The following is a 24,232-nucleotide window of genomic DNA, read 5'->3' as shown; positions in this document are numbered from 1 at the left end:
ATGAAAGAGTTCCATCTCATCTCAACAGGCAATCAGTCGATGGACACGTTTGTTCATATTTCATCGCTCGTCCATTCATATGTCGATTACATTCATATTCGTGAAAAGCATCGCTCAGCGAAAGAAATTAGCATGATTGTGGAAAAGTTGCTTGAAGCAAATGTGCCAACACAAAAAATTATCGTCAATGATCGAGTGGACGTCGCAGTCGTTTATGGCGTTGGCGGCGTTCAGCTCGCTCATCATAGTTTGGCGCCTAAACGAATAAAAGAGAAGTTTCCATTTTTGCGTGTCGGCCGATCTGTTCATACATTGGAAGAAGCAAAACAAGCGGAAGACGAAGGAGCGGACTACGTCGTTTTCGGACATATATACGAAACGAATTGTAAAGAAGGCTTGAAGCCGCGCGGGCTTTCATCGTTGCAGCAGTTGGCGAGTTACATATGCATTCCTATCGTTGCCATTGGAGGCATTAAACCTTATCATGTTCGTGATGTGTTCATGGCGGGGGCAAAAGGGATTGCGGTGATGTCTACTGTATTTGACGCGGATGATCCGCTGTATATGGTTCAACTATATCGGAAACAAATGGGGGCGAATACATGGACGTTTTAATTATTGGGGGAGGCATTATTGGCAGCAGCATCGCTTTTGAGTTAACGAAAAGAGGAGCGTCAGTTGTCGTTATTGAACGTGGTGCGCTCGCACAAGAAGCATCATCGGCCGCAGCCGGAATGCTCGGTGCGCACTCTGAGTTTGCGACAGATCATCCTCTCATTCCGCTTGCTTTAAAGAGTCAAGCGATATTTCCAGACGTCCTCGCCGAATTGTATGAGTTAACGCATATAGTCGTCCATTGGAATGAAACAGGAATGTTAAAACTGGCAACAACGATGGAAGAGTACGAAAAATTAACGGAACATTATGAATTTTGGAGGCGTATTCAATCAACACACGTCCGTTGGTTAACGGCTGATGAAGTGGCGCAAATCGAACCGCACGTACGAAATGAGTACGGTGCGATGTATACGATCGATCAACAAGTGGATGCTAAACAGCTTTCGCTTGCTTTCGCTCGGGCAGCGATGGCAAAAGGGACAAAGTTTTTACCGTATACGGAAGCGTACGATTTTATTGTTGAACAAGAACGTGTTGTAGGGGTAAAAACAACGAGTGGTTCGCTATATGCAAAGCGTATCATTATTGCGTGCGGGGCATGGACGCCAATGTTAGCTGAAAAGTTGCGGTTATCGCTACATATGTATCCGGTCAAAGGAGAATGTGTTTCGGTGATGACAGAAACCCCTCTTTTACAAGCTACTGTATTTGCGAAAAACGGCTGCTACATCGTGCCGAAAGCGAATAATCGACTTGTCATCGGAGCTAGTGCGATTGCACATTCATTTACGAAAAACGTGCAAACATGTAGCGTGCATCAATTGTTAACACGCGCAATGCAAATCGTTCCGGCTATTGCTCATTGTACATTCGAGAAAACTTGGGCAGGCATTCGTCCACAGACAAAAGACGGTCTGCCTTACATCGGGGCTCATCCACAATACGCAAACGTGTTTATTGTAACAGGACATTATCGCAACGGCATTTTATTAAGTGCGATTACAGGTCGATGTGTGAGCGATATGCTTGAAGGAAAAGAAGTACCATTTGATATGACACCGTTTTCGCCAACAAGAAAGGGGGAGGGGCATGCGTTGCATCATTAATGGTGAAATGATGGACTTGCCAGCTCACATTCGTACAGTTGCTCAATTGTTGCATCATTTTCATATTCATGAAAAAATCGCAATCGTTGAAATCAATATGGAGATTATTCCGAAAAAGAACTATGAACATAAACAGATTGCTGACGGCGATCGCATTGAAATTGTTCACTTTGTAGGGGGAGGATAATATGTTACAAATCGGTCCGTATACATTTCAATCTCGCTTATTGCTTGGTACAGGGAAATATCCGAACATCGACATTCAAAAAGAAGCTGTGGAAGCGTCGGGGGCAGAAATTTTAACGTTTGCGGTAAGACGGATGAACATTTTCGCACCCGATCAACCGAATTTTTTAGAAAAAATAGATGTAACGAAATATAAACTGCTACCGAATACGGCAGGAGCAAAAACAGCAGAGGAAGCGGTGCGTATCGCCCGTTTAGCGAAAGCTTCTGGGCTTTGTGATATGGTGAAAGTTGAAGTGATCGGATGCGACCGAACGTTGCTTCCTGATCCAGTAGAGACGTTAAAAGCGACAGAAATGCTGTTAGAGGAAGGATTTATCGTTTTACCTTACACGTCAGATGACGTCGTGTTGGCGAAGCGACTGCAACAACTCGGTTGCCATGCGATCATGCCCGGCGCCTCACCGATCGGATCAGGACAAGGAATTATCAATCCATTAAACATTCAATTCATTATTGAACAAGCAACTGTGCCTGTCATTATTGACGCAGGCATTGGTGGACCAGCGGATGCAGCGTTGGCAATGGAACTTGGGGCTGACGGAGTGTTGTTAAATACAGCTGTTGCTTGTGCGAAAGACCCAGTAAAAATGGCGAAAGCGATGAAACTTGCGATTGAGGCAGGGAGACTCGGCTATGAAGCTGGAAGAATTCCGAAAAGGCGATATGCGACAGCAAGTAGCCCGCTCGAAGGGATGAGCATCGTCTAATGGATCGTTACTCGCGGCAACAACGGTTTGCTCCAATTGGTGCAACAGGTCAGCAACGCATTCGTGAAAAACGTGTGCTCGTCGTTGGGGTAGGCGCGCTTGGAGCAGCAAATGCTGAAACGCTTGTGAGAGCTGGAGTTGGAAAAATAACGATTGTCGATCGCGACTATGTCGAGTGGAGCAATTTACAGCGTCAGCAGCTATATACGGAAGAAGATGCAATCAAACGCCTGCCAAAAGCGATGGCGGCCGCTACGCATTTGCGCGCGATAAATAGCGACGTTGTTATCGAGCCGATCGTGGCGGATGCAGATGCGCGGTTGCTTGAGTATCTTGTGGCACACGATCGCCCTCATGTCATCATCGATAGTACCGATAATTTTGATGTGCGGATGATCATTAACGATGTTTCGCAAAAGTATGCTGTGCCATGGATTTATGGGGCGTGTGTAGGTAGTTATGGATTAAGCTACGTCATTATCCCACATGAAACGCCGTGCTTACGATGTCTTCTTGAAGAAGTGCCGCTCGGTGTTGCGACGTGCGATACAGCCGGCATCATTAGTCCTGTCGTTCATATGGTTGTTGCCCATCAAACGGCAGAAGCATTGAAAATTTTAGTGAATGATGAGCGCATCAATCGAAAACTCGTCTCGTTTGATATATGGCGCGGACAATATCGCATGATTGACGTCAAACGTATAAAAAAAGACGATTGCCAATCGTGCGGCGGTAAACGAACGTACCCAGCGCTTCAATATGAAAACGAAACGAAATTTGCTGTATTGTGCGGACGTGATACTGTACAAATTCGTCCTGCGCAACGAGGGGAGCGTGAATGGACAACGCTCATTTCTTTTTTACAACAACAAGGCATTCGCATTGAAGAAAATGAATATTTACTTGCGTTTACCATTCATCCTTATCGTTTTGTCGTCTTTTCCGATGGGCGTGTATTCATTCATGGGACAAATGATATTCAGGAAGCGAAGAGACTATATTATCAATATTTGGGGTGAGGGATATGGTATATAAAGCATTGACGATTGCTGGTTCAGATAGCGGTGGAGGGGCTGGCATTCAAGCGGATTTAAAAACGTTTCACCAGTTCCGTGTGTTTGGCATGTCAGCCATCACAGCTGTAACGGCGCAAAATACGCTCGGTGTACAAGGAGTGTACCCCCTTCCAATCGAAGCGATTGAAAAACAAATCGACTCGATTGCAGTTGACTTGCCGCCAGATGCGGTGAAGACGGGGATGTTATTTAATGAAGAAATTATTGAGCTAGTTGCTCGTAAAATAAAACAGTATGGCTGGGTTCGTGTCGTTGTCGATCCGGTGATGATTGCAAAAGGTGGGGCTCCATTGTTAAAACAAGAAGCGGTAAAAGCGCTACAACATCATATGTTGCCGCTTGCTCACGTATTAACACCGAACATTCCAGAAGCGGAAGTGTTGACGAATATGCGCATTGAAACGTTGGAACAACGAAAAGAAGCTGCTAAAAAACTTCACGATATGGGTGTTCAATACGTTGTCATGAAAGGGGGACATGGAAAAGGGGATGAACTTGTCGACTTGTTATACGACGGAGAACAATTTTACGAATGGACGAGTCAAAAGATCTATACGAAACATACGCACGGTACAGGATGTACGTTCGCTGCAGCCATAACGGCGCAACTTGCAAAAGGAAAAACGGCATACGAAGCTGTTGACATAGCCAAACGATTTATTCAAAAGGCGATTGAACAAACGCTTCAAATCGGAAGTGGGCATGGACCGACAAACCATTGGGCGTTTCATGAATAAAAATGTTCACATCATTGACAAACACATTCGTTCTCACCATTGTTAAAATGAAAATGGGGAATATATTCATGGAGGGGACGAACGAGTGGAAGAGCTTTCAATTACGCTAAATATTACGTACGTGTTGCTGTTAACATTTTTTATCGGTACAACGTTGATCGAATCGTAAAAGCGACTGCGCATATGTGCAGTCGTTTTCTTTTTCAGTTAAATTTGGTATGATTGACGTATATATATTAATGATGACCACTATTTTTTATTAGGAGTGTGAATGTTCATTGGGAGATTTACCTCTGAGTTTAACGTTTTTACTTATCGCTTTAATTTTATTATCTGCCTTTTTCTCAGCCTCCGAGACAGCGTTTTCGAGCGTCAATAAAATTCGTCTGAAAAATTATGTGGATGAAAAACGACGCGGCAGTAAAAAAGCACTATATATTGCAGAAAACTTCGATCAAGCGCTCTCTACTATTTTAGTCGGGAACAATATCGTGAACATTGCCGCAGCATCTATCTCAGCTAAAGTGGCAACCGATTTGTTTGGTGGCAGCACAGGACTTGTCATTAGCACGGTTGGTATGACGATTTTAATTTTAATTTTCGGGGAAGTGTTGCCAAAGTCATTGGCGAAAGAACATGCCGAGTCGTTTTCGCTTCTTATTTCCGACGTGCTGTATATGTTAATCCAACTGTTTACTCCCGTTACAGCGCTACTTGTCATGTTGAAAAAAGTTGTATCGAAACTTGTTGGTCAGCGAGCAGATGTACCTTCTGTGACAGAAGAAGAAATTAAAGTGATGGTGAACTTAAGTGAAGAAGAAGGAGTAATCGATAATAAAGAGAAAGAACTTGTTCATCGTTCGCTCGATTTTAACGACATTTTAGTTGGCGAAATTTTCACGCCACGTATCGATATGGTTGCAGTAGAAGTGAATCAACCAGTTGAAGAAATTCGCGATATTTTTTTACGCGAACGATATTCGCGCGTTCCTGTATATGAAGGAGACATTGATAACGTCATCGGAATTTTATCGGAAAGCGACTTTTTCAGTCAACTCGTACAAGGAAAAGAAGTAAACGTGCGCCAATTGTTGCGCACACCGCTATTTGTCGTGGAGTCGATGCGCATTTCCACTTTGTTGCCGGAATTGCAAAAAAGTAAAGTGCATATGGCGATCGTTATCGACGAGTTTGGCGGTACGTCCGGACTCATTACGTTAGAAGACATTTTGGAACAAATTGTCGGCGAAATATGGGACGAACACGATGAAGCGGTAAAAACGTTTCAAAAAATTAATGATTATGAGTACGAATTTAATGCGGAATTGCCGCTTGATGAGTTTTGTGACATTTTAGGTATCGAAGAGCTAGAAAGCTCCTCTCATACGCTCGGTGGCTGGGTGTTTGAAATGTTTGAGCGCATTCCGACCGTTGGGGAGTCGTTTGAATACGAAACGCTAACAGTTACCGTCCGTCAAGTTGAAAATCGGCGCATTCGTAAAGTACTTGTTCGTATTCGCGAGCCAATTGTAGAAAATGTATAAAAAGGAAGGGGCGTTTTGCTCCTTTTTTTATTGACAATCTTCTTCAACTTTTATTACGATGAATAAGCATAAAAAACGATAAGAATAATGGGGGTTAGTATAATGAAAAAGTGGCTATTGTTGATCGCGCTGTTTATGTTTGGGGCATTGCTTACAGGTTGCGGTCAAAATGAAAAAGAAAATGATTTATTTGCTCAAATAAAAGAAAAGGGAGAATTAAAAATTGGAACGGAAGGCACGTATCCACCATTCACGTTTCACGATGAAACAGGTGAGTTAACAGGATTTGATGTAGAAATTGCTAAAGAAGTAGCGAAGCGTCTCGGAGTGAAACCTGTGTTTGTTGAAACCCAATGGGATGCGATGTTTGCTGGCTTAGATGCGAAACGTTTTGATATGATTGCAAACCAAGTCGGTATTCGTCCAGATCGTCAAGAAAAATACGATTTTTCCGATCCGTATATTACGTCAGCAGCTGTTCTTGTCGTTCATAAAGAAAATCAACAACGGACACGACAGTTTTTGCGACGTATTCAGTAAAACCCCCAAGCGATTGTCGCTTGGGGGTTTTCAGCCATGTTATTTAGTTGTGTAAGATCCACCTAATTGTTGTTGCGCCATTGCAACAAGACGTTTTGTAATTTCGCCACCAACTGAACCGTTTGCGCGTGATGTTGCATCTGGTCCAAGGTTTACACCAAATTCTTGAGCGATTTCGTACTTCATTTGATCAATTGCTTGTTGTGCACCGTATACTAATAATTGATTTGTGTTTGCCATGTTCAATCATCTCCTCGTTACATTTTTTTATGGTTGGGTTAGCTGGATTTGCACCAGCAACGCGTGATGTTTTTCACGCTGCCAAACTTGGCTTAACCCATCGACTGATGTTTGCTTGCTTGTACTACTATTTTGGGGAAAAAACATGTTATTATTCTTTTTTTTTTGTGGTAATTTTTTGTGAAGTGGGAAAGATAATGGAAAATAATAAAGCGAGGGATGAGCATGCATATTTGTCCGTTATGCAACGGTTTACGGACAATCGTTTTTTATTGTGATCAATGTGGGGAAAAATTAAAAGACGAAGGGAAATTAACAGATTATTTTGATGACTACAGTCCGTATATGGATATGGATACGATGAAGATGGTTGATGGATATGCCGATACGAGAAAGCGGCACGTCTGCGTTCATTTGTTTCATTGCTCGCATTGTGATGACGATATCGTTCAATTCATTCAAGAGTAAAAGCCCGCTCAAACGAACGGGCTTATCGATTATTTTTCATTGTTCGAACGGATGCGCAACTCTGTGTTGACATCGAAGAAATGTGCTTTATTCATATCTAACGCAAGGTCAATTGTTTGCCCTGCTTTGACGTCTGTGCGCGCATCAACGCGTGCAACGAACTCTTGGCCGCTAATTTGTGAATATACCATAATTTCTGCGCCAAGCAATTCTGCGACTTCGACATGAGCGCTTACTTTTGTGTTTTGTGATGCTTCAAGAAATACAGGCTCATCATGGAAGTCTTCTGGACGAATACCTAAAATGACTTCTTTGCCAACGTAACCTTGCTCACGAAGCACTTTCATTTTTCCTTCTGGTACGGCAATTTTTACGTCACCGATCACGAATACGCCGTCTTGTAGGACGCCACGCAAGAAGTTCATCGCTGGTGAGCCGATAAATCCGCCGACGAAAATATTTTCCGGCTTTTCATACACTTCTTTTGGTGTACCGACTTGTTGAATGACGCCATCTTTCATAACGACAAGGCGCGTCGCCATCGTCATCGCTTCTGTTTGGTCGTGTGTGACATAAATAGTCGTTGTGCCTAAACGTTGATGAAGTTTTGCGATTTCTGCGCGCATTTGTACACGCAATTTTGCATCTAAGTTAGAGAGAGGTTCGTCCATTAAAAATACTTTCGCATCACGTACAATCGCACGTCCTAATGCCACGCGTTGGCGCTGACCGCCAGATAACGCTTTCGGCTTGCGGTCTAAATATTGCTCAAGACCGAGAATGCGTGCAGCTTCGCGAACGCGACGATCGATTTCATCTTTTGGGAACTTGCGTAATTTTAATCCAAACGCCATGTTGTCATATACGCTCATATGCGGATAAAGCGCATAGTTTTGGAATACCATCGCGATGTCACGATCTTTTGGTGCTACATCGTTCATCCGTTTTCCATCGATGTAAAAATCACCTTTTGAAATTTCCTCAAGTCCCGCAATCATCCGAAGCGTTGTTGATTTTCCGCAACCGGACGGACCGACGAATACGATAAATTCTTTATCTTGAATGTGTAAGTTAAAGTCTTTTACAGCTGTGACGTTGTTGTCATAAATTTTATACACATGTTCTAAACGAAGCTCAGCCATATGTATGCCTCCTTATGCAATCGATTTCATTTGATTTAAGCATATAGAAAAACGAACGAAGCGTAAATGGACAACGTGCACAAAAAAGGAAAACGTTTTCGGGCAATGTGCCTAATGGTGTTCGTGAAGCAAAATCGCTAAATATACAGTCAGTGCCCCTTTAAACTGTTTGATATCAATACTTGTTTTTTCGATAAACTTATCGATACGATATTGCAAACTATTGCGATGCATATGAAGTTTTTTCGCTGCGAGCGAAACGTTTAAATTGCATTCAAAAAACGTCTTTATTGTTTTCAACATGTCGTGCTCTCGTTTTACCGCCTGTAAAAACATCGTCGCATATGTCATCTCCTCACCGCTAATAAGCAGAAGAGGAAAGATGTCTTCAATACAGTAAACACGTTGAGCGGGATTGTGTTTCAGCCCGACATGAAAATATCGTTTTTCCGCTGCGAATATACGAGCAAGTTCAACGGAATGGAGGCATTTTTGTCCAATATATGCTCGCAATTGAATGTAAAAATCACTGCATAGCGTGTCGATCCATTCGTGAAGGGTAGAGGCAACGCTTTCTTCTTGTTGTTCAATCACGATCCATTGTTGTTCTGTTTCTGAAATAATCGTCACATCGTAAGGGAAAAGCGACTGGATCGCCTCCGTAAAATCGCGTGTGTCAACTGTTCCTTTTTGTATGTAAAAGTAAATAAATCGTGTATGTGTCGAGGGAGGTAATTGTTCAAAAGCATGTTCCGCACCATGAATTAAAAAACGATACCATGCTTGTTGTTGTTTGTTCATCTGAGTAGTTACGGCTTCATACGGTGTAAACAATGTAGCTAATAGCGCACGTTCTTTTTGTGTAAGCATTTCTTTTTTGATACCGAAAAGCTCACCATGTTCTGTAGAAAACCACTCGTACGCATGTCGTTCATTCACTTGTCCATATTCAACAAGCGCATCTCGATAATATGCTCGTAATTTTTCTAACATGTATGTCCATTCCTTTCGTCTCCCCTCACGACTATTATACAAAAAGCGGCGAGAAAATGCTCGCCGCCTCATTTTACTTCATGTGGTGGTTGTTCCGTTTGTACATCACGCGCTTCTTCAATATTTGTGGCGCGATGGCATGAATATACATAGCCTCCCGCCATGCCTTCATTGATCATACGATCGATGTCCCATTCATAATTATCGCGTTCTTTCATCATACATGCCCCCTTATTCATTATTCTGTATGAACGGAAAAAAAGTATACATCATTCACGTTGTACGCACATATATTCATGACGAGAGGTGAAAATGATGATTGTTCAGCTTTTACATGCATTGACGAATTACGATTTAGATGAAGAGGAAGAAGCGCTTATTCGTTATTTATATGTACTGCACATCGGAAAAGAATGGGATAGAGAAAAGAAAGAGAAAAAAGATGATTGGCGACAACAATTTGAGAAAATGAATATATATAAAGAAGCATGGTGTGCATCAGAACATGCGACAGAACGAGAAGTATTCCGACTATTGTTATGTAAATGTTTGAAACAGTTGCATAAGCAGTTATCGCACATTTGCGCTCATAGCGGACAAGCCCTATAATGAATGGTTAGAATAGTTTATTGGCAGAAGGGAGATCGTTATGGGGCTTTTTCTTTATTTATTATTTATGATCGTGGTTGGAGCATTTATTGGGGGAATGACAAATTCCCTTGCGATTAAAATGCTTTTTCGACCGTATCGTCCGATATATATTGCAGGAAAAAGACTACCATTCACACCTGGACTTATTCCGAAACGGAGAGAGGAATTAGCGGAACAACTTGGACGTATGGTTGTGGAACATTTATTAACAGCGGAAGGATTGCGTCGAAAATTAAACGATCCATCGTTCGTTCAAGATATGACGAACTACGTGCAAGAAGAAGTAGAAAAATGGCTACAATCAGATCGAACTGTTGAACAATGGCTGAAGCAATTCGGGATGCCAGATCCGAAACAAGCGGCAGAAACATGGATAGAAACGAAATATAAAACGTTCATGTCGCAATATCGTCAACGTCCGCTTCATGAAATCATTCCAATTGAGGTATTACAAAAAATAGATCATGCTATCCCTTCGATTGTCGATCGCTTATTGCTCCGTTTGCGCACGTATGTTGAGAGTGAGCAAGGAGAGCGTCAAATTGAGCATATGATCAATGAATTTTTACAAAGCCGCGGCATGTTTGGCAATATGCTTCAAATGTTTCTTGGCAACGTTAGTTTGGCGGAAAAAATTCGCCCGGAAATCGTGAAATTTTTACAAAGTGAAGGAGCAAAACAGCTGCTTGTGCAACTATTCATAAACGAATGGGAAAAAGTGAAGGAGATACGTATACATGAGGTGGAGCAAATAATCGATCAAGAAAAAATCGTTGTATGGGTGAAACGTCTCACCGCATTCATTGTACAAGAGCCGCTCCAAAAACCGCTTGGCGCACTCGTTGCACCTTATGTGCGGCATTCATTACCGACGCTCGTTCGCTTCCTTTTACAATTTGCTTCCGAACGCATCGGACGATGGATGAAACAGCTTCATTTGCAAGATATCGTTCGTGAAGAAGTCGCATCGTTTTCTGTTGAACGGCTAGAAGAAATGATTTTAACAATTTCGCGCCGTGAATTTAAAATGATTACGTATTTAGGGGCTTTGCTAGGTGGGATCATCGGGCTCATTCAAGGTTGTATCACGTTTTTCGTTCAAATGTAGACATACAGCGGCCGCTTCGATCATAGGGTAAAAAGAAAAGGAAAATGAGAGGAGTGTGCCGCATGGACGTCCTTCAAGCCATTCACGAGCTTTCGATAGCGATTCGTACAAGTGAGCCATTTGCCGAGCTTCGCCGCGCCTACGAGCAAGTGCAGCGCGATCCGACTGCGCACCAATTATTCACGAAATTTCGTGCGCTACAAAAACAGCTCCAACAAAAACAAATGAGCGGATTCCCGGTCAGCGATGCAGATGTCGAATTGTTGCAACAACATTTACATGTTATTGAAATGAATGAAAACATTGCACGGCTCATTCATGCCGAAGAACGTTTAAACGAGTTGTTTGCCAAAGCGATGAATGCGATGATTCAGCCAATTGACGAACTATATGACGGACACTCATAAAAATGGGTGTTCTTTTTTTTACCCCCTTGTCATACGTATGAATGAAGCCAAGACATCGAGGGGGGACGTTCATGTATAAATTACTTGCGCTAAATATTGACGGAACATTATTAAAATCGAATGGCAAGTTGGAGAAAAAAACGAAAGAAGCGATCGATTTTGTGAAGAAAAAAGATGTGTATGTGACTTTGATGACGTCAAGAAACTTTTTATCAGCGAAAAAAGTAGCGAAGGCGTTGAAGCTAGATTCGTATTTAGTGACGTTTCAAGGGGCGCTTGTTGCAAAGTCGTTAGAAGAAAAGCTACACGCCTCTGTCATTCCAGCACAAAAAACGTTCGATATTGTACACGTGCTTGAGCATTTCAATTGCAACGTACGCTTGCTTCACGAACGGTATTCGATCGGAAATCGAAAAAAAATAAAAAACAACATGATTGCGAAGACAATTTTAGGAGATCCATTTTTTTATCCGGCACAATTTGTTGACTCGTTAAGTGACGTGTTGCGCGACGATCCGATTGATGTAATGAAAATCGATGTGTTTTACTCGAAAGAAGATGAATGTGATGAAATTGTTGAAACGATCACACATGCATTTCCAGACATTTCTCTCAGCGTGAGCGATGGAAAAATTGAATTGTTGCCAACAAACGTTTCAAAACTAAATGGGTTAATTCGGCTTGGAAACGAGCTCGGCATTTCGTTAAAAGAAATGGTCGTCATCGGTGACCATTTGGACGATATGCCAGCCATTGAAGCGGCCGGTCTTGGCGTTGCGATGGGAAATGCTTCAAAAGAAGTCAAAGCTGTTGCTGACTGGGTGACGCGTTCAAACGACCAACTTGGTGTCGCATATATGATTAAAGAACATTTTCGGAAACAACATCGTCCTCAGTTTTTACGTCAAATTCGTACAATAGAGAAAAAATAATTTCCGTTTCTTGACGAGCTTTTCGCTTCTTCTGTACACTTAAATGGGTTTAATACTTCGAAGCGAAAGGTGATTTCATTGCGTATTCATATTTGCGGACTTGAGCCGGTGGATCGTTTTCAACGTTCCCTTGAGGTCATTACCGGTTTATTTTTTGAAGAGGCAACGCTCTCTTTTATGGCGACAGAAGAAGCGGAAGTACGTGTGACGATGGATATACAACAAGGAGACCGGCTCGTTGTTAGCGGTACGTTGCAACATGAACATGGTCGCACGTATGAGGCTTATTACGCACGATCGTGGAAGACAGAAGAAGAAAAAGGGCGCATGAAACAAGTGAAACATGCGGTTTCCTATATATATTTATCTCTTATGCAGCAATATACAGACTTTGTGCAACAATGGGGTATTTTAACAGGTGTTCGTCCAGTGAAATTATTGCATCAAAAATTGCGCTCTGGCTTAACGAGAGAAGAAGCACATCGCGAGTTGCGCGAAGATTATTTAGTGACGGATGAAAAAATTCAGCTTATGCAACAAATTGTTGATCGTCAGTTTACAGTTGTTCCAGATCTTTACGATTTATCGAATGAAGTAAGCATTTATATTGGCATTCCGTTTTGTCCGACGAAATGCGCATATTGTACATTCCCAGCCTACGCAATTCAAGGAAAACAAGGATCTGTTGATTCCTTTTTATTCGGATTGCATTACGAAATGGAACAAATCGGGAAATTTTTAAAAGAGCGCAACATTCCGATTACGACTATTTATTACGGTGGCGGCACGCCAACAAGCATTACGGCAGAGGAAATGGATGCACTATATGCGCACATGTATCGTGTGTTTCCAAACGTTGAACGCGTACGTGAAATTACAGTTGAAGCTGGAAGACCAGATACAATTACATCGGAGAAGCTTGCGGTGTTAAAAAAATGGAACATCGACCGCATTAGCATTAATCCGCAATCATATATTCAAGAAACGTTGCGAGCAATTGGGCGTCATCATACGGTGGAAGAGACGATTGAGAAATTTCATCTTGCCCGCGAGGCAGGGATGAACAATATTAATATGGATTTAATTATCGGTTTGCCAGGAGAAGGTGTAAAACAGTTTGATTTTACACTTGCCCAAACAGAAAAGCTCATGCCGGAGTCGTTGACGGTGCATACGTTGTCGTTTAAGCGTGCGTCGGAAATGACGAAAAATAAGGAAAAGTATAAAGTAGCGGATCGTGATGAAATTAATGAAATGATGAAACGTGCGGAACGATGGACGAAAGAAAAAGGGTATGTGCCGTATTATTTATATCGCCAAAAAAATATTCTCGGCAATTTAGAAAACGTCGGTTACGCTTTACCGGGTCAAGAAAGCATTTATAACATTATGATTATGGAAGAGCAACAGTCGATCATCGGGCTGGGATGTGGAGCGTCAAGCAAATTCGTGCATCCAAAAACAAAAGCGATTACGCATTTTGCCAATCCGAAAGAGCCGAAAGCGTATAATGAAAATTACGAACATTACACAAACGAAAAATTAAAAATGATGGCACAATTATTTTAGCCCCGAGATGATCGGGGCTTTATCGATGAAATAAAATCAATTTGCCGCTCGATGTTGTACAGCGATGCGTTTTATGTTCAAATTGTTTTTCTTTTAATTTTTGCTCGCCGATTCGTTTTGCTTCGTCATCGTTTGCAGCAGTAAATGTTTCATCAAGCAGTTTTTCTCCTGTTTTTTCAAAAACAGTAAGCGTATATGTCTTCATCTTCCCCACCCCTTTCCTTTGCATGTATTCGCTCATTCACGCTTATTTCCTTCTTTATACGTCTATTTTTCTAGTTGTTTGCATATGTGTAAAGTAAGACAAGCTTAAAGGAGGATGCACATGCTTATTACATTGCTTCTTGCAGGCATTATCATTAGCGGATATATGGCCATCCGCACAGCAAGAGAAGAAAAGAAAATAGATGAAAAGTTGTTAGAAAAAGAAGGAGAAGTGTATATGGAGCGCATTCGGCAAGCGCGCGAGCAACGTCAGAAGGCCTTGGAATAAACAAGGTCTTTTATTTTTTAAAAAATTCATAAAAATTTTTCTTCATTTTTTTATGTTTCATGTTAGGATATATATTATTACATATATGAGGGGGAGAAAGGCGTGAAGCGAGCGTACAATTTTAACGCAGGACCATCTGCTTTGCCGCTTGCTGTGTTAGAGCGAGCGCAAAAAGAGTTGCTCAACTTTCAACAAACAGGTATGTCTATTATGGAGTTAAGCCATCGAAGCAAAGAATATGATGCTGTGCATGAGCGCGCAGAAACGTTGTTGCGCAAACTGATGAACATTCCTGATACGCATGATGTGCTTTTTTTACAAGGAGGAGCTAGTTTACAATTTTCGATGGTGCCGATGAACTTGTTAAAAGAAGGGGAAGTTGGAAACTATGTACTGACGGACTCATGGTCGGATAAAGCGATGAAAGAAGCGAAAAAAGTAGGGACAACGCACGTGGCAGCTTCGTCGAAAGAAGAACAATATACATATATTCCGACGAATATCGAATTGTCTGAACGCGCTGCGTATTTGCACATTACATCAAACAACACGATTGCAGGGACACAATGGCGTGAATTTCCTAATGTAGCTGTCGATTTAATTGCGGATATGTCGAGCGATATTTTAAGCCGCAATATTGATGTGAGTCGTTTTGCTCTTATTTATGCGGGGGCGCAGAAAAATTTAGGTCCTTCAGGCGTGACGGTTGTCATCATTCGGAAAGATTTGCTCGCAAAAGGAGACGATCATTTGCCGACAATGTTAAACTATCGCACATATAGCGAAAGCCGTTCGTTATATAACACGCCACCAACGTTTGCGATTTATATGTTATCGCTCGTTCTTGAATGGGTAGAGGAACAAGGTGGTGTTCAAGCGATTGAAAAGAAAAATGCGGAAAAAGCTGCGATATTGTACCGTTGTATTGATGAAAGTGAAGGTTTTTACAAAGGGCATGCAAAAAAAGAAAGCCGCTCGCATATGAATGTCACATTTACGTTGCCGAATGAGGAGCTTACAAAGAAGTTTTTATCGGAAGCAAAAGAAAGAGGATTCATTGGATTAGCTGGTCATCGATCTGTCGGTGGATGCCGGGCATCTATTTATAACGCTGTTGATATAGAAGCGTGCGAGGCGCTGGTGCAGTTTATGGAAACATTCCGAAAAAATATTTTTTGAAAATTTTTATTTTACCTCGACACTTTAAAGTGCTATAATATTGTTAAAGTTGCTTACAAGCTGAGAAGAGAAAAGAATGAGATGAGGAGAGATGAGAAATGAATACGAGAACGTTAGTGTTGTTATCGCTTTTTGTTGGGATCGGTGCTGTGCTTCACACGGTCATTCCAGGCTTTTTCTTCGGAATGAAGCCGGATATGATGTTGACGATGATGTTTTTAGGCATTATGCTTTTTCCGAACAAAACGGCTGTCAGTTTACTAGCTATTGCCACAGGGATCATTTCTGGAGTAACGACAAGTTTCCCAGGAGGGTTTATCCCGAACATCGTTGATAAAGTGGTGACGGCTGCGATCTTTTTCGGCTTGTTTACGTTACTAAAGGCGAAAGCGACGCCAGTAAAGGCGGCATTGCTTACTGCTGTCGGCACATTCATTTCTGGGGCGACGTTTTTAGCTGTCGCATTAGCCATCGTTGGCTTACCAGGGGGAGCGACGTTTGGTGGTCTATTCGTTGCTGTCGTCATTCCAACGGCGTTTGTCAATACGATTGCGATGATCGTCATTTATCCGATCGTTCAGTCGCTTATGAGACGAACATATACCGTTTCACAACAGTAATAAAAAAGAACCCGATCGTTTCTGGTCGGGTTTTCCTTATATCATTCTTACTGCATACGAACGAGTAAAAGAGTGAGGGCGATAAAAAAAAGGGCGAGGGTTCCGAATACGCTTATGCGTTGCTTTAATACTTTTTTCGGGGGATACATGCACGCTTTATTCAATATAGAAAACGTAGCAATCGTGAAATACAAAAAGATGAGACCAATTGTCGCCGTCGCGATGACCATGCTTGTTCCTCCTAGTTCAAAAAGTGTATATTAAAATTTATTAAAAAATTCTAATATTTAATACTTTATTATTTATTGTTTTACTGGCATAATAAAAGATAAAACAAAGGAAATACGAAAAAGTGGGTGGAGAGATGAAAAGCACGGAACGACATTATTCTGTCAAAGAGGCGATGTTATTTAGTCAAAGAGTTGCCCAATTAAGTAAAGCGCTATGGAAGTCGATCGAAAAAGATTGGCAACAATGGATCAAACCGTTTGATTTAAACATTAACGAGCATCATATTTTGTGGATTGCCTACCATTTGAAAGGGGCTTCCATTTCTGAAATTGCAAAGTTTGGTGTTATGCACGTATCGACCGCATTTAACTTTTCGAAAAAATTAGAGGAGCGGGGATTGTTGTCGTTTTCGAAAAAAGAAGACGACAAACGAAATACGTACATTGAACTGACGGAAAAAGGAGAAGAAGTTTTATTAAAATTAATGGAGTCGTACGATCCGAAACGGACGTCTGTGCTTCAAGGCATTCAGCCGTTGTATGAATTGTACGGTAAATTTCCAGAAATGTTAGAAATGATGTGTGTGATCCGAAATGTGTACGGGGACGATTTTATGGAAATTTTTGAGCGTTCTTTTCAAAATATTGAACAGGATTTCGTGGAAGAGAACGGGAAGTTGAAAAAGAAAGATGAGCCAAAAGAAGAAGTCGCTTCATTTGTTGAGCGTATGTAATAAACGTTGAAACTCTGTCATAAGCGGAACGAATAGCTGTTGTTGTTTTAACGCATCAATCGTCTCAGCAAGGGGAAGGTTCGGATGAAGCGCACTCGCAAATTCAGTAAAGAGCGAGGTGAAAATCACGAATCCTTCCTCTTTTTGTTGTTTATATTGTTCAGTTAATTGTTCGCACAGTCGCAGCGTGTCTTCGACTTCTTTTTTCGTTAAGCCATAGCGGATGACGAGCGCATAAAAAGGCTTTTTTTCTGGTGAGATCATGTCTAGCATGAGCGAACAATAATATTCTAATTTTTCAATGCGATGTTCAATGCTCATCTTTCGAAACTCCTTTTCTCTACTTGTGTGTATTATTTTACAGGATTTGTTGCATAAATGAAATGCTATTATTGATTTATCGAAAAAATCGTTGTAAAGTAGGGGAGTAAATACATAAAAACAGGAGGGGACTCGTTTGGCGCTTTATTTTATACCCCTTGCGACAGTTATTCTTTTTATCATTAATCAGCTAACAAATACGCTTTGTATTCAAAAAGAAATTCCAGAAGAGAAACAACCAAAAGTATTTCGTACCATTAATGTCCTTATTACCATTTTACTTATTTCTTCCTACATCGGAGTGTTGTTTACGTAAAAAAGCTGACAGTGTCCCTGTCAGCTTCTTTCATTTAGTATAACCAAGCGGCACCAACGATAATTAATAAAATAAACAACACAACGATTAACGCAAATCCGTTTGCATATCCTACTCCTGCACCCATAGACGACACCTCCTTTCGTATATGAAGGCGTTGCGACGCTTTGACAATGTATTGTATGTCAAAAGGAGCAAAAAGGTATGGGCGCAGCTTTGCTTTATTTTAGCTTTCGGAAAAAATATGGTATAGTATGTTTTGTGTATATTTAAAGATAGGAGTTGTGAGAACATGAAAAAATGGACAGTTGCCATGTCGGCGGCAGCGATGCTTGCGCTTTCGGCTTGCAATAACGGATCGGATGTTGTTGTCGAAACGAAGGAAGGCAACATTACAAAAGAAGAATTGTACAACGAAATGAAAGAACGTTACGGCAAAGACGTGTTACGCGATCTCGTACATGAGAAAGTGTTAAGTAAAAAGTTTAAAGTAACGGACGAAGAGCTAAATAAGGAAATCGAAAATTTAAAAGAAATGTATGGTGTTCAATATGATTTAGCGGTGCAACAAAATGGCGAAGAAGCGATTCGCGATATGGTAAAGCTTGATTTGTTGCGCCAAAAAGCAGCGATGGAAGACATGAAAGTAACCGATGAAGAATTGAAAAAATACTACAATGAATATAAGCCGAAAGTGAAAGCAAGTCACATTTTAGTCGACGATGAAAAAACAGCAAAAGACATTAAAGCAAAGTTAGAAAAAGGTGAAGACTTTGCGGAATTGGCAAAAGAATATTCAAAAGATACAGGTTCAGCACAAAATGGCGGCGATTTAGGCTGGTTTGGACCTGGGAAAATGGTGGAAGAGTTTGAAAAGGCAGCGTATGCGTTAAAAGTCGGTGAAATTAGTGATCCAGTGAAAACACAATTTGGCTACCATATCATTAAAGTAACGGATAAAGAAAAGAAAAAGTCATTTGATGAAATGAAAGAAGAAATTGAATTCGAAGTGAAAAAAAGCAAGCTCGATACATCGAAAGTACAATCGAAGCTTGATGAGCTGATGAAAGAAGCAAATGTCGACATTAAAGACAAATCGTTAAAAGACGCATTAAAAAGCGAGTAATAATGACGAAAGAAGGTGTCCGCGCGGGACACCTTCTTTTCATAAAGCTTGTTTGATTTGTGCAGCGATGTGCTGTAACTCATCAAACGTATAGTTGCTTTGATTGGATTTCCACACAGCTCCAAATCCGTCTCCTTTACCGTACCGCGGAATGATATGCATATGATAATGGAAAACGGTTTGGCCTGCAATTTCTCCGTTGTTGTTTAAAATATTGATGCCTTCTGGGGAAAACTGTTCACGAATCGCGTTGGCGATTGTAGGAACAACTTCAAATACACGTTGCGCAAGTTCAGGTGTTAGCTCGTAAATGTTTTCTTTATGTATTTTCGGTACAACGAGCGTATGCCCCTTTGTCACTTGACTAATGTCTAAAAAGGCGATGACATGTTCATTTTCAAATACTTTTGCGGCAGGAATGTCTCCGTTTATAATTTTACAAAAAATACAGTCGCTCATGTTGATGCCACCTTTCTTTCCATTTTGTCTTTATTTTACCACACGATCGTCGTTTCGAAAAACGGAAAGAGCAGGATGCGTATCGCATCCTGCCCATTGAAGAGGGATCTTCATGATTACGTGTCTTTTGGGAACACCTCATTTACGAGTAGAATCAGTTACGCGTTTGTGAGTGCGACATTGTTCAAGATGACCATCCCCTTTTCAAGGGAGTGTTTTCGTTGTTACAGGCTAGCTAATGTGCGGCCCGTAGACACCTCATTTCATCATGTTCTTGAACTTGCTTTGTTGCTCACTGCGACTTGCTACTTGTTTGTCCCTCTTCGCTACTTATCATAACCCGTTTTTCTTTTTATTATTCATTTGTTAAAATAAAAAATAATGACGGAAGAAAGGAAAGCGATGATGGCACTATTACAAGTTCAGCATATATTCGGTGGCTATACGAACCAAAATATTTTAGATGACGTATCGTTTACCGTGCAAAAAGGGGAAGTTGTCGCGCTGATCGGGTTAAATGGAGCAGGAAAAAGCACGACAATTAAACATATTATCGGATTGATGCAACCGCGTAAAGGAACAATTACAATAAATGGTATGACGTTTCAAGATGATCCACAAGCATATCGCACACAATTTACATACATTCCGGAAATGCCTGCGCTATACGAAGAATTGACGCTTGAAGAACATTTACGTCTCACCGCCATGGCGTATGGTGTGACGGATCGAGCATACGAACAGCGCGTGCCACAGTTGTTGAAGGCGTTTCGCCTTGAGAAAAAGTTAAGTTCGTTTCCTGCATTTTTTTCAAAAGGAATGAAACAAAAAGTAATGATTATGTGCGCTTTTTTAGTCGATGTGCCGCTTTATATTATTGATGAACCATTTGTTGGATTAGATCCGCTCGCCATTCAAGCGCTACTTCAGCTTATTGAGGAAAGAAAAAAGGAGGGAGCGGGTGTGCTGTTGTCGACGCACATTTTAGCGACAGCCGAGCGATATTGTGATTCGTTTATCATTTTACATGATGGGCAAGTGAAAGCAAGCGGATCATTGCCAATGCTTCAAGAGCAGTTACATATGCCTCATGCCACACTTGATGATATATATATCGAATTAACGAAGGAAGAGACGAACGATGATTGATGGACAACAGTTATGGAAAAAGCGGATGATTGCTCATCTCGCCGAGGTGAGACGGTACGGTCGTTATATGTTCAACGATCATTTGTTGCTTGTCTTATTTATCGGCATTGGGGCAAGTGCGGTATTTTATAAGCGAGCAGTTGATGAACTGGTGTCTTTTCCTTATGCTGTTGTTGCTTCGCTTTTGCTCGCTTTTGCGGTGACGCAAGGTGGAGTGCGGACGTTTGTTAAAGAAGCAGATGCGGTATTTTTTCTTCCGATCGAGCGACGGCTTCGTCCGTATTTTTGGCGTGCTGCGGTGTACAGCTTCTTTCTGCATTTGTACGTTTCGTTTATTGTATTTGTCGTCCTTTTGCCTTTGCATTTTCAATTTTCATCGCAGCCGTTGTTTATCGTCTTGATGGCGATTGTGTTTTTAACAGGATGGAATATGTTCGTTCAATGGCAAGAGGAGGCAAGAATTGGGCGAGATCATTTTCATACGTTTGTTCGCTTTTTAACGAATGCAACGTTTTTTTATTTTTTATTTCTCCAACAATATGTGTGGATGTTTGTCCCTTTGCTGTTTATGGTTATCCTTGCGCGATATGTGGAGCAAAAAGGACGCAAAAGCGGGCTTCAATGGGAGCAATTGCTTGCTGATGAACGGCGACGAATGCAAGCGTTTTATCGGATTGCGCATGCATTTGTTGATGTTCCTCACATGAAACATACGGTAAAAAAACGGACGTCACTTCGTTTCCTTTTCCGTTTGCTCGCTCGTTTGCATATGCGCCCGTATACGTATTTGTATGTACGTACATTTTTCCGTGCGGGCGATTATTTCGGTTTGTTCGTTCGCTTGACTGCGATCGGTAGCGTCTTTATTTTTACATTGCCTCGCGGTGTGGAGTGGTTTGCTCTTTTATGTTCGTATGCAACAGCGGTACAATTGCTTTCGCTTCGCTTGCACCATCGCGGGCATCCGCTTCTCTCCCTTTATCCGATCTCGTCTGTTGAGGCGCATCGATCGTTTATGAGTGTGTTATTGACTATTGGGGTGAATCAAGCGTTTATTTTTGGTATGGTTGCATATATCGCTCATGGCGTTTTCACTATGTTATCGACGTTTTTTATTGTTTTCATATGCTACGGTACGATTATTGTTTATATGAGAAAAAAACGGGAAGCGGCTTGAACCGCTTCTTTTACTTTTCCGTATATTGAATGGCTGCAAGACCGAGTGTTTTCGCCGCAATAAGCATCGCGCGTTCATCAAAGTCAAATTTCGGATGATGATGCGGATAAGCGATTGTTGTTGTTTCGGCTTTTGCCCCTGTAAAGAAAAACGTTCCTTTTACACGTTGTAAATAATAGGCGAAATCTTCTCCGCCCATATGCGGAGGAATTTCGACGACGTCGGTGACTTCATCTATTTCATGGGCGATAGAGGCGAGAAATTTCGTTTCTTCTTCATGGTTCACAACAGGCGGATAACCGCGGGTGTACGTGTATTCATACGTACAACCGTTGGCGATGCATGTACCTTTAACAATTTGCTCAATTTCTCGTTCAATATCGTCACGTACCTGCTCAGAAAATGTTCGCACTGTTCCGATTAATGTGGCGCGATCGGCGATGACGTTAAATGCGTTGTCAGAAACGAAAGAGCCGATAGAGACGACAGCAGGTTCAAGCGGATTGACGCGACGGCTAACGATTTGCTGCAAATGTAGTACGAGTTGCGAGGCGGTAACGATTGCATCTTTTGTTTTGTGCGGCTCTGCTCCGTGACCGCCAGAACCTCGGATGACGACTTGGAATCGGTCTGCCGCTGCCATAATCGGTCCTGTCCGATATTGAATGACACCTGTTGGCGCTGTCGCCCATATATGTGTGCCGAAAATGGCATCTACTCCTTCTAAACAGCCGTCTTCAATCATCGCCTTTGCCCCGCCTGGTGCGTATTCCTCTGCATGTTGATGGATGCAAACAATCGTACCTCTCCAATGTTCACGTAATTCATATAGCGCTTTGGCAAGAACGAGAAGCGTGGCCGTATGCCCATCGTGCCCACATGCGTGCATGACACCTGGAACGGTTGATTTATATGGTACATCTTTTTCATCTTGAATCGGAAGGGCGTCAAAATCCGCCCGAAGCGCTACTGTTTTTCCGCCTTGTTGGCCATGAATAGTTGCGACGATCCCGTTTCCTCCAATATTTGTTCGCACAGGAATGCCAAGTTGTTTATAGTAATTGGCAATATATGCGGCTGTTTTATACTCTTGAAACGATAGTTCGGGATGTTGATGCAAATAACGGCGAATCGTAACCATTTCGTCGTAATATTCACGAAGCTTAGCAAATAGTAATGTTTTCACGTGAACCGCTCCTTCTGTTTTTTTCCATTATACCATCGTTGACAAATGATCGAAAACGGATTAATATACCCATATACGTATTTAGGAGGGACATATATGGGTACATGGATTAATGTCGTTCTCATCATTTTGCTTATTTATTTTGTTGCGGCAAAAATGTTGCCGACAAAAGGTGTGGAGCATATTACACCAGATGAGTTAAAAGAAAAATTAAAACAAACGAAAGACCGCCAATTTATTGATGTACGCACACCTGCGGAATATCGTGCGCGCAACATTCGTCAATTTAAAAATATCCCGCTTCATCAGTTGGCTGATCAACTACATGAGCTCGATCGCGAGAAAGAGACGATTGTGATTTGTCAAAGTGGTATGCGTAGCAATCAAGCGACAAAAATATTAGCGAAAAATGGATTTAAGCGCGTCGTGAACGTGCGCGGCGGCATGAACGCTTGGAATGGATAAGGCTGACGATGTGTCAGCCTTCTTTTACAACTGCATATGTTGTCACATAGGATGGACGCGGAAAAATGGACCGTTGTTGATCGATTCCTTTTTCTGTGCCACGTTTTTGGTGCGCTTTTTCGTAAGCTTTGGACTGTTGCCAACGACGAAAGGCACTTTCATTTTCCCACATCGTCATAATGACATATGTATCGCTTTTTAACGGACGTAACACGCGAATAGCGACAAAGCCAGGTTCTTTTTCAATTAAACGCGCTCGCTGATTGAAGCGATGTTCAAATAGTGGTCTACCTTCATCTGTGACAGGAATGTTATTACAAACGATAAACTCCCCTCCGAGCAATCCAACAGCATCTAGCACTTCATATGGACGAGGCTCATGAAATAAAGAGTTTCCTTCTGTCTCATGAATGAGCATACCATTGTCCTCATTACATGCGAGCAACATGCGCTCATTTGGATGCTGATCGCGTAATCGTTTTAAGTAGTCGATTGTTCCATTTGTCATAAATACGTACACCGATATCATCCCCTTCCTTTTCTTGCTCATATTTTACCACTTTCTTTTCTTCTTGGCGATTTCATGAACGTTGCACATTATTACTACCCAGACGGTGAAAAAATCGGTATAGTTGTGTTAGTGGAAACAAATAAACAATTTCGCTACACTATAATATAAGCGATTACATA

At 41.6% G+C, this 24,232-nt stretch carries 33 protein-coding genes and 1 pseudogene; 23 read left to right on the top strand and 11 right to left on the bottom strand.

What is annotated here, in order from left to right; translation table 11 throughout:
- From tenI to ETB99_RS03280, 8 genes and pseudogenes are all read left to right on the top strand, one after another.
- Nucleotides 1-615, top strand: coding sequence for a thiazole tautomerase TenI (gene tenI, locus ETB99_RS03315; RefSeq protein WP_077427842.1), 615 nt, complete (start codon nt 1-3; stop codon nt 613-615).
- On the top strand, nt 603-1,724 hold the full coding sequence (gene thiO / locus ETB99_RS03310; protein ID WP_171699901.1) for a glycine oxidase ThiO: 1,122 nt from the start codon (nt 603-605) through the stop codon (nt 1,722-1,724). Before tenI ends, thiO begins: the two co-directional genes overlap by 13 nt.
- Nucleotides 1,708-1,911 (top strand): sulfur carrier protein ThiS, encoded by a 204-nt coding sequence (gene thiS / locus ETB99_RS03305; RefSeq protein ID WP_077427838.1) that lies wholly within the window; start codon nt 1,708-1,710, stop codon nt 1,909-1,911. Before thiO ends, thiS begins: the two co-directional genes overlap by 17 nt.
- Nucleotide 1,912: 1 nt before the next feature.
- Nucleotides 1,913-2,680: a thiazole synthase gene (locus ETB99_RS03300; protein ID WP_077427836.1), complete on the top strand. Its 768-nt coding sequence runs from the start codon at nt 1,913-1,915 to the stop codon at nt 2,678-2,680.
- A complete protein-coding gene (locus tag ETB99_RS03295; protein WP_171699900.1) occupies nt 2,680-3,699 on the top strand; it encodes a thiazole biosynthesis adenylyltransferase ThiF in 1,020 nt (339 codons plus the stop codon). The genes ETB99_RS03300 and ETB99_RS03295 overlap by 1 nt, the downstream gene beginning before the upstream one ends.
- A 5-nt stretch (nt 3,700-3,704) precedes the next feature.
- A complete protein-coding gene (thiD, locus tag ETB99_RS03290) occupies nt 3,705-4,493 on the top strand; it encodes a bifunctional hydroxymethylpyrimidine kinase/phosphomethylpyrimidine kinase (RefSeq protein WP_171699899.1) in 789 nt (262 codons plus the stop codon).
- 278 nt (nt 4,494-4,771) lie between these two features.
- Nucleotides 4,772-6,037 (top strand): hemolysin family protein, encoded by a 1,266-nt coding sequence (locus ETB99_RS03285; protein WP_077427830.1) that lies wholly within the window; start codon nt 4,772-4,774, stop codon nt 6,035-6,037.
- 102 nt (nt 6,038-6,139) lie between these two features.
- Nucleotides 6,140-6,544 (top strand): annotated as a pseudogene (locus ETB99_RS03280) (transporter substrate-binding domain-containing protein); the annotation flags it as partial.
- A gap of 72 nt (nt 6,545-6,616) precedes the next feature.
- Here the strand turns inward: ETB99_RS03280 and ETB99_RS03275 are convergent.
- The gene (locus ETB99_RS03275; RefSeq protein WP_003395655.1) at nt 6,617-6,817 is read right to left on the bottom strand and encodes an alpha/beta-type small acid-soluble spore protein; all 201 of its coding nucleotides are present in this window, start codon (nt 6,815-6,817) and stop codon (nt 6,617-6,619) included.
- 225 nt (nt 6,818-7,042) lie between these two features.
- Between ETB99_RS03275 and ETB99_RS03270 the strand changes: the two genes are divergently transcribed.
- Nucleotides 7,043-7,285, top strand: a complete 243-nt coding sequence (locus tag ETB99_RS03270) for a hypothetical protein (RefSeq protein WP_077427822.1) — start codon at nt 7,043-7,045, stop codon at nt 7,283-7,285.
- Nucleotides 7,286-7,314: 29 nt separating this feature from the next.
- On the opposite strand, the gene ETB99_RS03265 is transcribed toward ETB99_RS03270, so the two are convergent.
- The 3 genes from ETB99_RS03265 to ETB99_RS03255 all read right to left on the bottom strand — a co-directional run bounded on the left by ETB99_RS03265 (nt 7,315) and on the right by ETB99_RS03255 (nt 9,638).
- Entirely contained in the window at nt 7,315-8,427 is a 1,113-nt protein-coding gene (locus ETB99_RS03265; protein WP_006319106.1) for an ABC transporter ATP-binding protein, read from the bottom strand.
- 111 nt (nt 8,428-8,538) lie between these two features.
- Entirely contained in the window at nt 8,539-9,420 is an 882-nt protein-coding gene (locus ETB99_RS03260; protein WP_077427818.1) for a PucR family transcriptional regulator, read from the bottom strand.
- A 68-nt stretch (nt 9,421-9,488) separates the two neighbouring features.
- Nucleotides 9,489-9,638: a hypothetical protein gene (locus ETB99_RS03255; RefSeq protein ID WP_162471116.1), complete on the bottom strand. Its 150-nt coding sequence runs from the start codon at nt 9,636-9,638 to the stop codon at nt 9,489-9,491.
- A gap of 97 nt (nt 9,639-9,735) precedes the next feature.
- On the opposite strand from ETB99_RS03255, the gene ETB99_RS03250 reads away from it, so the two are divergent.
- The 5 genes from ETB99_RS03250 to ETB99_RS03230 all read left to right on the top strand — a co-directional run bounded on the left by ETB99_RS03250 (nt 9,736) and on the right by ETB99_RS03230 (nt 14,087).
- The gene (locus ETB99_RS03250; RefSeq protein ID WP_194947784.1) at nt 9,736-10,029 is read left to right on the top strand and encodes a hypothetical protein; all 294 of its coding nucleotides are present in this window, start codon (nt 9,736-9,738) and stop codon (nt 10,027-10,029) included.
- A 40-nt stretch (nt 10,030-10,069) separates the two neighbouring features.
- Nucleotides 10,070-11,179 carry a DUF445 domain-containing protein gene (locus tag ETB99_RS03245; protein ID WP_077427816.1) on the top strand — a complete coding sequence of 370 codons (1,110 nt, stop codon included), beginning with the start codon at nt 10,070-10,072 and terminating at the stop codon, nt 11,177-11,179.
- A 62-nt stretch (nt 11,180-11,241) separates the two neighbouring features.
- Nucleotides 11,242-11,586: a YlbF/YmcA family competence regulator gene (locus tag ETB99_RS03240; RefSeq protein WP_077427814.1), complete on the top strand. Its 345-nt coding sequence runs from the start codon at nt 11,242-11,244 to the stop codon at nt 11,584-11,586.
- A gap of 71 nt (nt 11,587-11,657) precedes the next feature.
- On the top strand, nt 11,658-12,518 hold the full coding sequence (locus ETB99_RS03235; protein WP_077427812.1) for a Cof-type HAD-IIB family hydrolase: 861 nt from the start codon (nt 11,658-11,660) through the stop codon (nt 12,516-12,518).
- A 69-nt stretch (nt 12,519-12,587) separates the two neighbouring features.
- Complete coding sequence (locus tag ETB99_RS03230; RefSeq protein ID WP_171699898.1) at nt 12,588-14,087, top strand: coproporphyrinogen III oxidase; 1,500 nt, start codon at nt 12,588-12,590, stop codon at nt 14,085-14,087.
- Between the two features lie 19 nt (nt 14,088-14,106).
- On the opposite strand, the gene ETB99_RS03225 is transcribed toward ETB99_RS03230, so the two are convergent.
- Nucleotides 14,107-14,292 carry a YhzD family protein gene (locus ETB99_RS03225; protein WP_012575827.1) on the bottom strand — a complete coding sequence of 62 codons (186 nt, stop codon included), beginning with the start codon at nt 14,290-14,292 and terminating at the stop codon, nt 14,107-14,109.
- Nucleotides 14,293-14,412: 120 nt separating this feature from the next.
- Here ETB99_RS03225 and ETB99_RS03220 point away from each other — a divergent pair, with 120 nt between their 5' ends.
- From ETB99_RS03220 to ETB99_RS03210, 3 genes are all read left to right on the top strand, one after another.
- Nucleotides 14,413-14,580, top strand: coding sequence for a sporulation YhaL family protein (locus ETB99_RS03220; RefSeq protein WP_035019753.1), 168 nt, complete (start codon nt 14,413-14,415; stop codon nt 14,578-14,580).
- 102 nt (nt 14,581-14,682) lie between these two features.
- Nucleotides 14,683-15,759, top strand: coding sequence for a 3-phosphoserine/phosphohydroxythreonine transaminase (serC, locus tag ETB99_RS03215; protein ID WP_077427808.1), 1,077 nt, complete (start codon nt 14,683-14,685; stop codon nt 15,757-15,759).
- A gap of 98 nt (nt 15,760-15,857) precedes the next feature.
- Entirely contained in the window at nt 15,858-16,379 is a 522-nt protein-coding gene (locus tag ETB99_RS03210) for a tryptophan transporter (RefSeq protein ID WP_171699897.1), read from the top strand.
- 47 nt (nt 16,380-16,426) lie between these two features.
- On the opposite strand, the gene yhzF is transcribed toward ETB99_RS03210, so the two are convergent.
- Nucleotides 16,427-16,609 carry a membrane protein YhzF gene (gene yhzF, locus ETB99_RS03205; RefSeq protein ID WP_077427804.1) on the bottom strand — a complete coding sequence of 61 codons (183 nt, stop codon included), beginning with the start codon at nt 16,607-16,609 and terminating at the stop codon, nt 16,427-16,429.
- A 134-nt stretch (nt 16,610-16,743) separates the two neighbouring features.
- Here yhzF and ETB99_RS03200 point away from each other — a divergent pair, with 134 nt between their 5' ends.
- Nucleotides 16,744-17,343, top strand: coding sequence for an HTH-type transcriptional regulator Hpr (locus ETB99_RS03200; RefSeq protein WP_171699896.1), 600 nt, complete (start codon nt 16,744-16,746; stop codon nt 17,341-17,343).
- Here the strand turns inward: ETB99_RS03200 and ETB99_RS03195 are convergent.
- Complete coding sequence (locus ETB99_RS03195) at nt 17,323-17,664, bottom strand: YhaI family protein (protein ID WP_128999803.1); 342 nt, start codon at nt 17,662-17,664, stop codon at nt 17,323-17,325. The two genes, ETB99_RS03200 and ETB99_RS03195, sit on opposite strands and share 21 nt — an antisense overlap.
- Before the next feature lie 136 nt (nt 17,665-17,800).
- Between ETB99_RS03195 and ETB99_RS03190 the strand changes: the two genes are divergently transcribed.
- Nucleotides 17,801-17,980 carry a hypothetical protein gene (locus tag ETB99_RS03190; RefSeq protein ID WP_077427798.1) on the top strand — a complete coding sequence of 60 codons (180 nt, stop codon included), beginning with the start codon at nt 17,801-17,803 and terminating at the stop codon, nt 17,978-17,980.
- A 34-nt stretch (nt 17,981-18,014) separates the two neighbouring features.
- Here ETB99_RS03190 and ETB99_RS03185 read toward each other — a convergent pair whose 3' ends face one another.
- Nucleotides 18,015-18,107 carry a YjcZ family sporulation protein gene (locus ETB99_RS03185; RefSeq protein ID WP_009362001.1) on the bottom strand — a complete coding sequence of 31 codons (93 nt, stop codon included), beginning with the start codon at nt 18,105-18,107 and terminating at the stop codon, nt 18,015-18,017.
- 165 nt (nt 18,108-18,272) lie between these two features.
- Between ETB99_RS03185 and ETB99_RS03180 the strand changes: the two genes are divergently transcribed.
- Nucleotides 18,273-19,106 carry a peptidylprolyl isomerase gene (locus tag ETB99_RS03180; protein ID WP_171699895.1) on the top strand — a complete coding sequence of 278 codons (834 nt, stop codon included), beginning with the start codon at nt 18,273-18,275 and terminating at the stop codon, nt 19,104-19,106.
- 39 nt (nt 19,107-19,145) lie between these two features.
- Here ETB99_RS03180 and ETB99_RS03175 read toward each other — a convergent pair whose 3' ends face one another.
- Nucleotides 19,146-19,565, bottom strand: coding sequence for an HIT family protein (locus tag ETB99_RS03175; RefSeq protein WP_077427794.1), 420 nt, complete (start codon nt 19,563-19,565; stop codon nt 19,146-19,148).
- Between the two features lie 402 nt (nt 19,566-19,967).
- On the opposite strand from ETB99_RS03175, the gene ETB99_RS03170 reads away from it, so the two are divergent.
- On the top strand, nt 19,968-20,714 hold the full coding sequence (locus ETB99_RS03170) for an ABC transporter ATP-binding protein (RefSeq protein WP_171699894.1): 747 nt from the start codon (nt 19,968-19,970) through the stop codon (nt 20,712-20,714).
- Nucleotides 20,707-21,891, top strand: a complete 1,185-nt coding sequence (locus tag ETB99_RS03165) for an ABC transporter permease (RefSeq protein WP_171699893.1) — start codon at nt 20,707-20,709, stop codon at nt 21,889-21,891. The genes ETB99_RS03170 and ETB99_RS03165 overlap by 8 nt, the downstream gene beginning before the upstream one ends.
- A gap of 10 nt (nt 21,892-21,901) precedes the next feature.
- On the opposite strand, the gene ETB99_RS03160 is transcribed toward ETB99_RS03165, so the two are convergent.
- On the bottom strand, nt 21,902-23,077 hold the full coding sequence (locus ETB99_RS03160; RefSeq protein ID WP_275531839.1) for a M20 family metallopeptidase: 1,176 nt from the start codon (nt 23,075-23,077) through the stop codon (nt 21,902-21,904).
- Nucleotides 23,078-23,173: 96 nt separating this feature from the next.
- Here ETB99_RS03160 and ETB99_RS03155 point away from each other — a divergent pair, with 96 nt between their 5' ends.
- Nucleotides 23,174-23,542 carry a rhodanese-like domain-containing protein gene (locus ETB99_RS03155; protein WP_077427788.1) on the top strand — a complete coding sequence of 123 codons (369 nt, stop codon included), beginning with the start codon at nt 23,174-23,176 and terminating at the stop codon, nt 23,540-23,542.
- A 13-nt stretch (nt 23,543-23,555) separates the two neighbouring features.
- Here the strand turns inward: ETB99_RS03155 and ETB99_RS03150 are convergent, their stop codons facing one another.
- Entirely contained in the window at nt 23,556-24,062 is a 507-nt protein-coding gene (locus tag ETB99_RS03150; protein ID WP_077427786.1) for an antibiotic biosynthesis monooxygenase family protein, read from the bottom strand.
- Between the last annotated feature and the right edge of the window lie 170 nt (nt 24,063-24,232).

Source organism: Anoxybacillus sp. CHMUD (assembly GCF_013096965.1).
GTDB lineage: Bacteria > Bacillota > Bacilli > Bacillales > Anoxybacillaceae > Anoxybacillus > Anoxybacillus kestanbolensis_A.
Note: the sequence above shows the minus strand (reverse complement) of the source record. Positions and strands in the feature narration are given on the sequence as shown.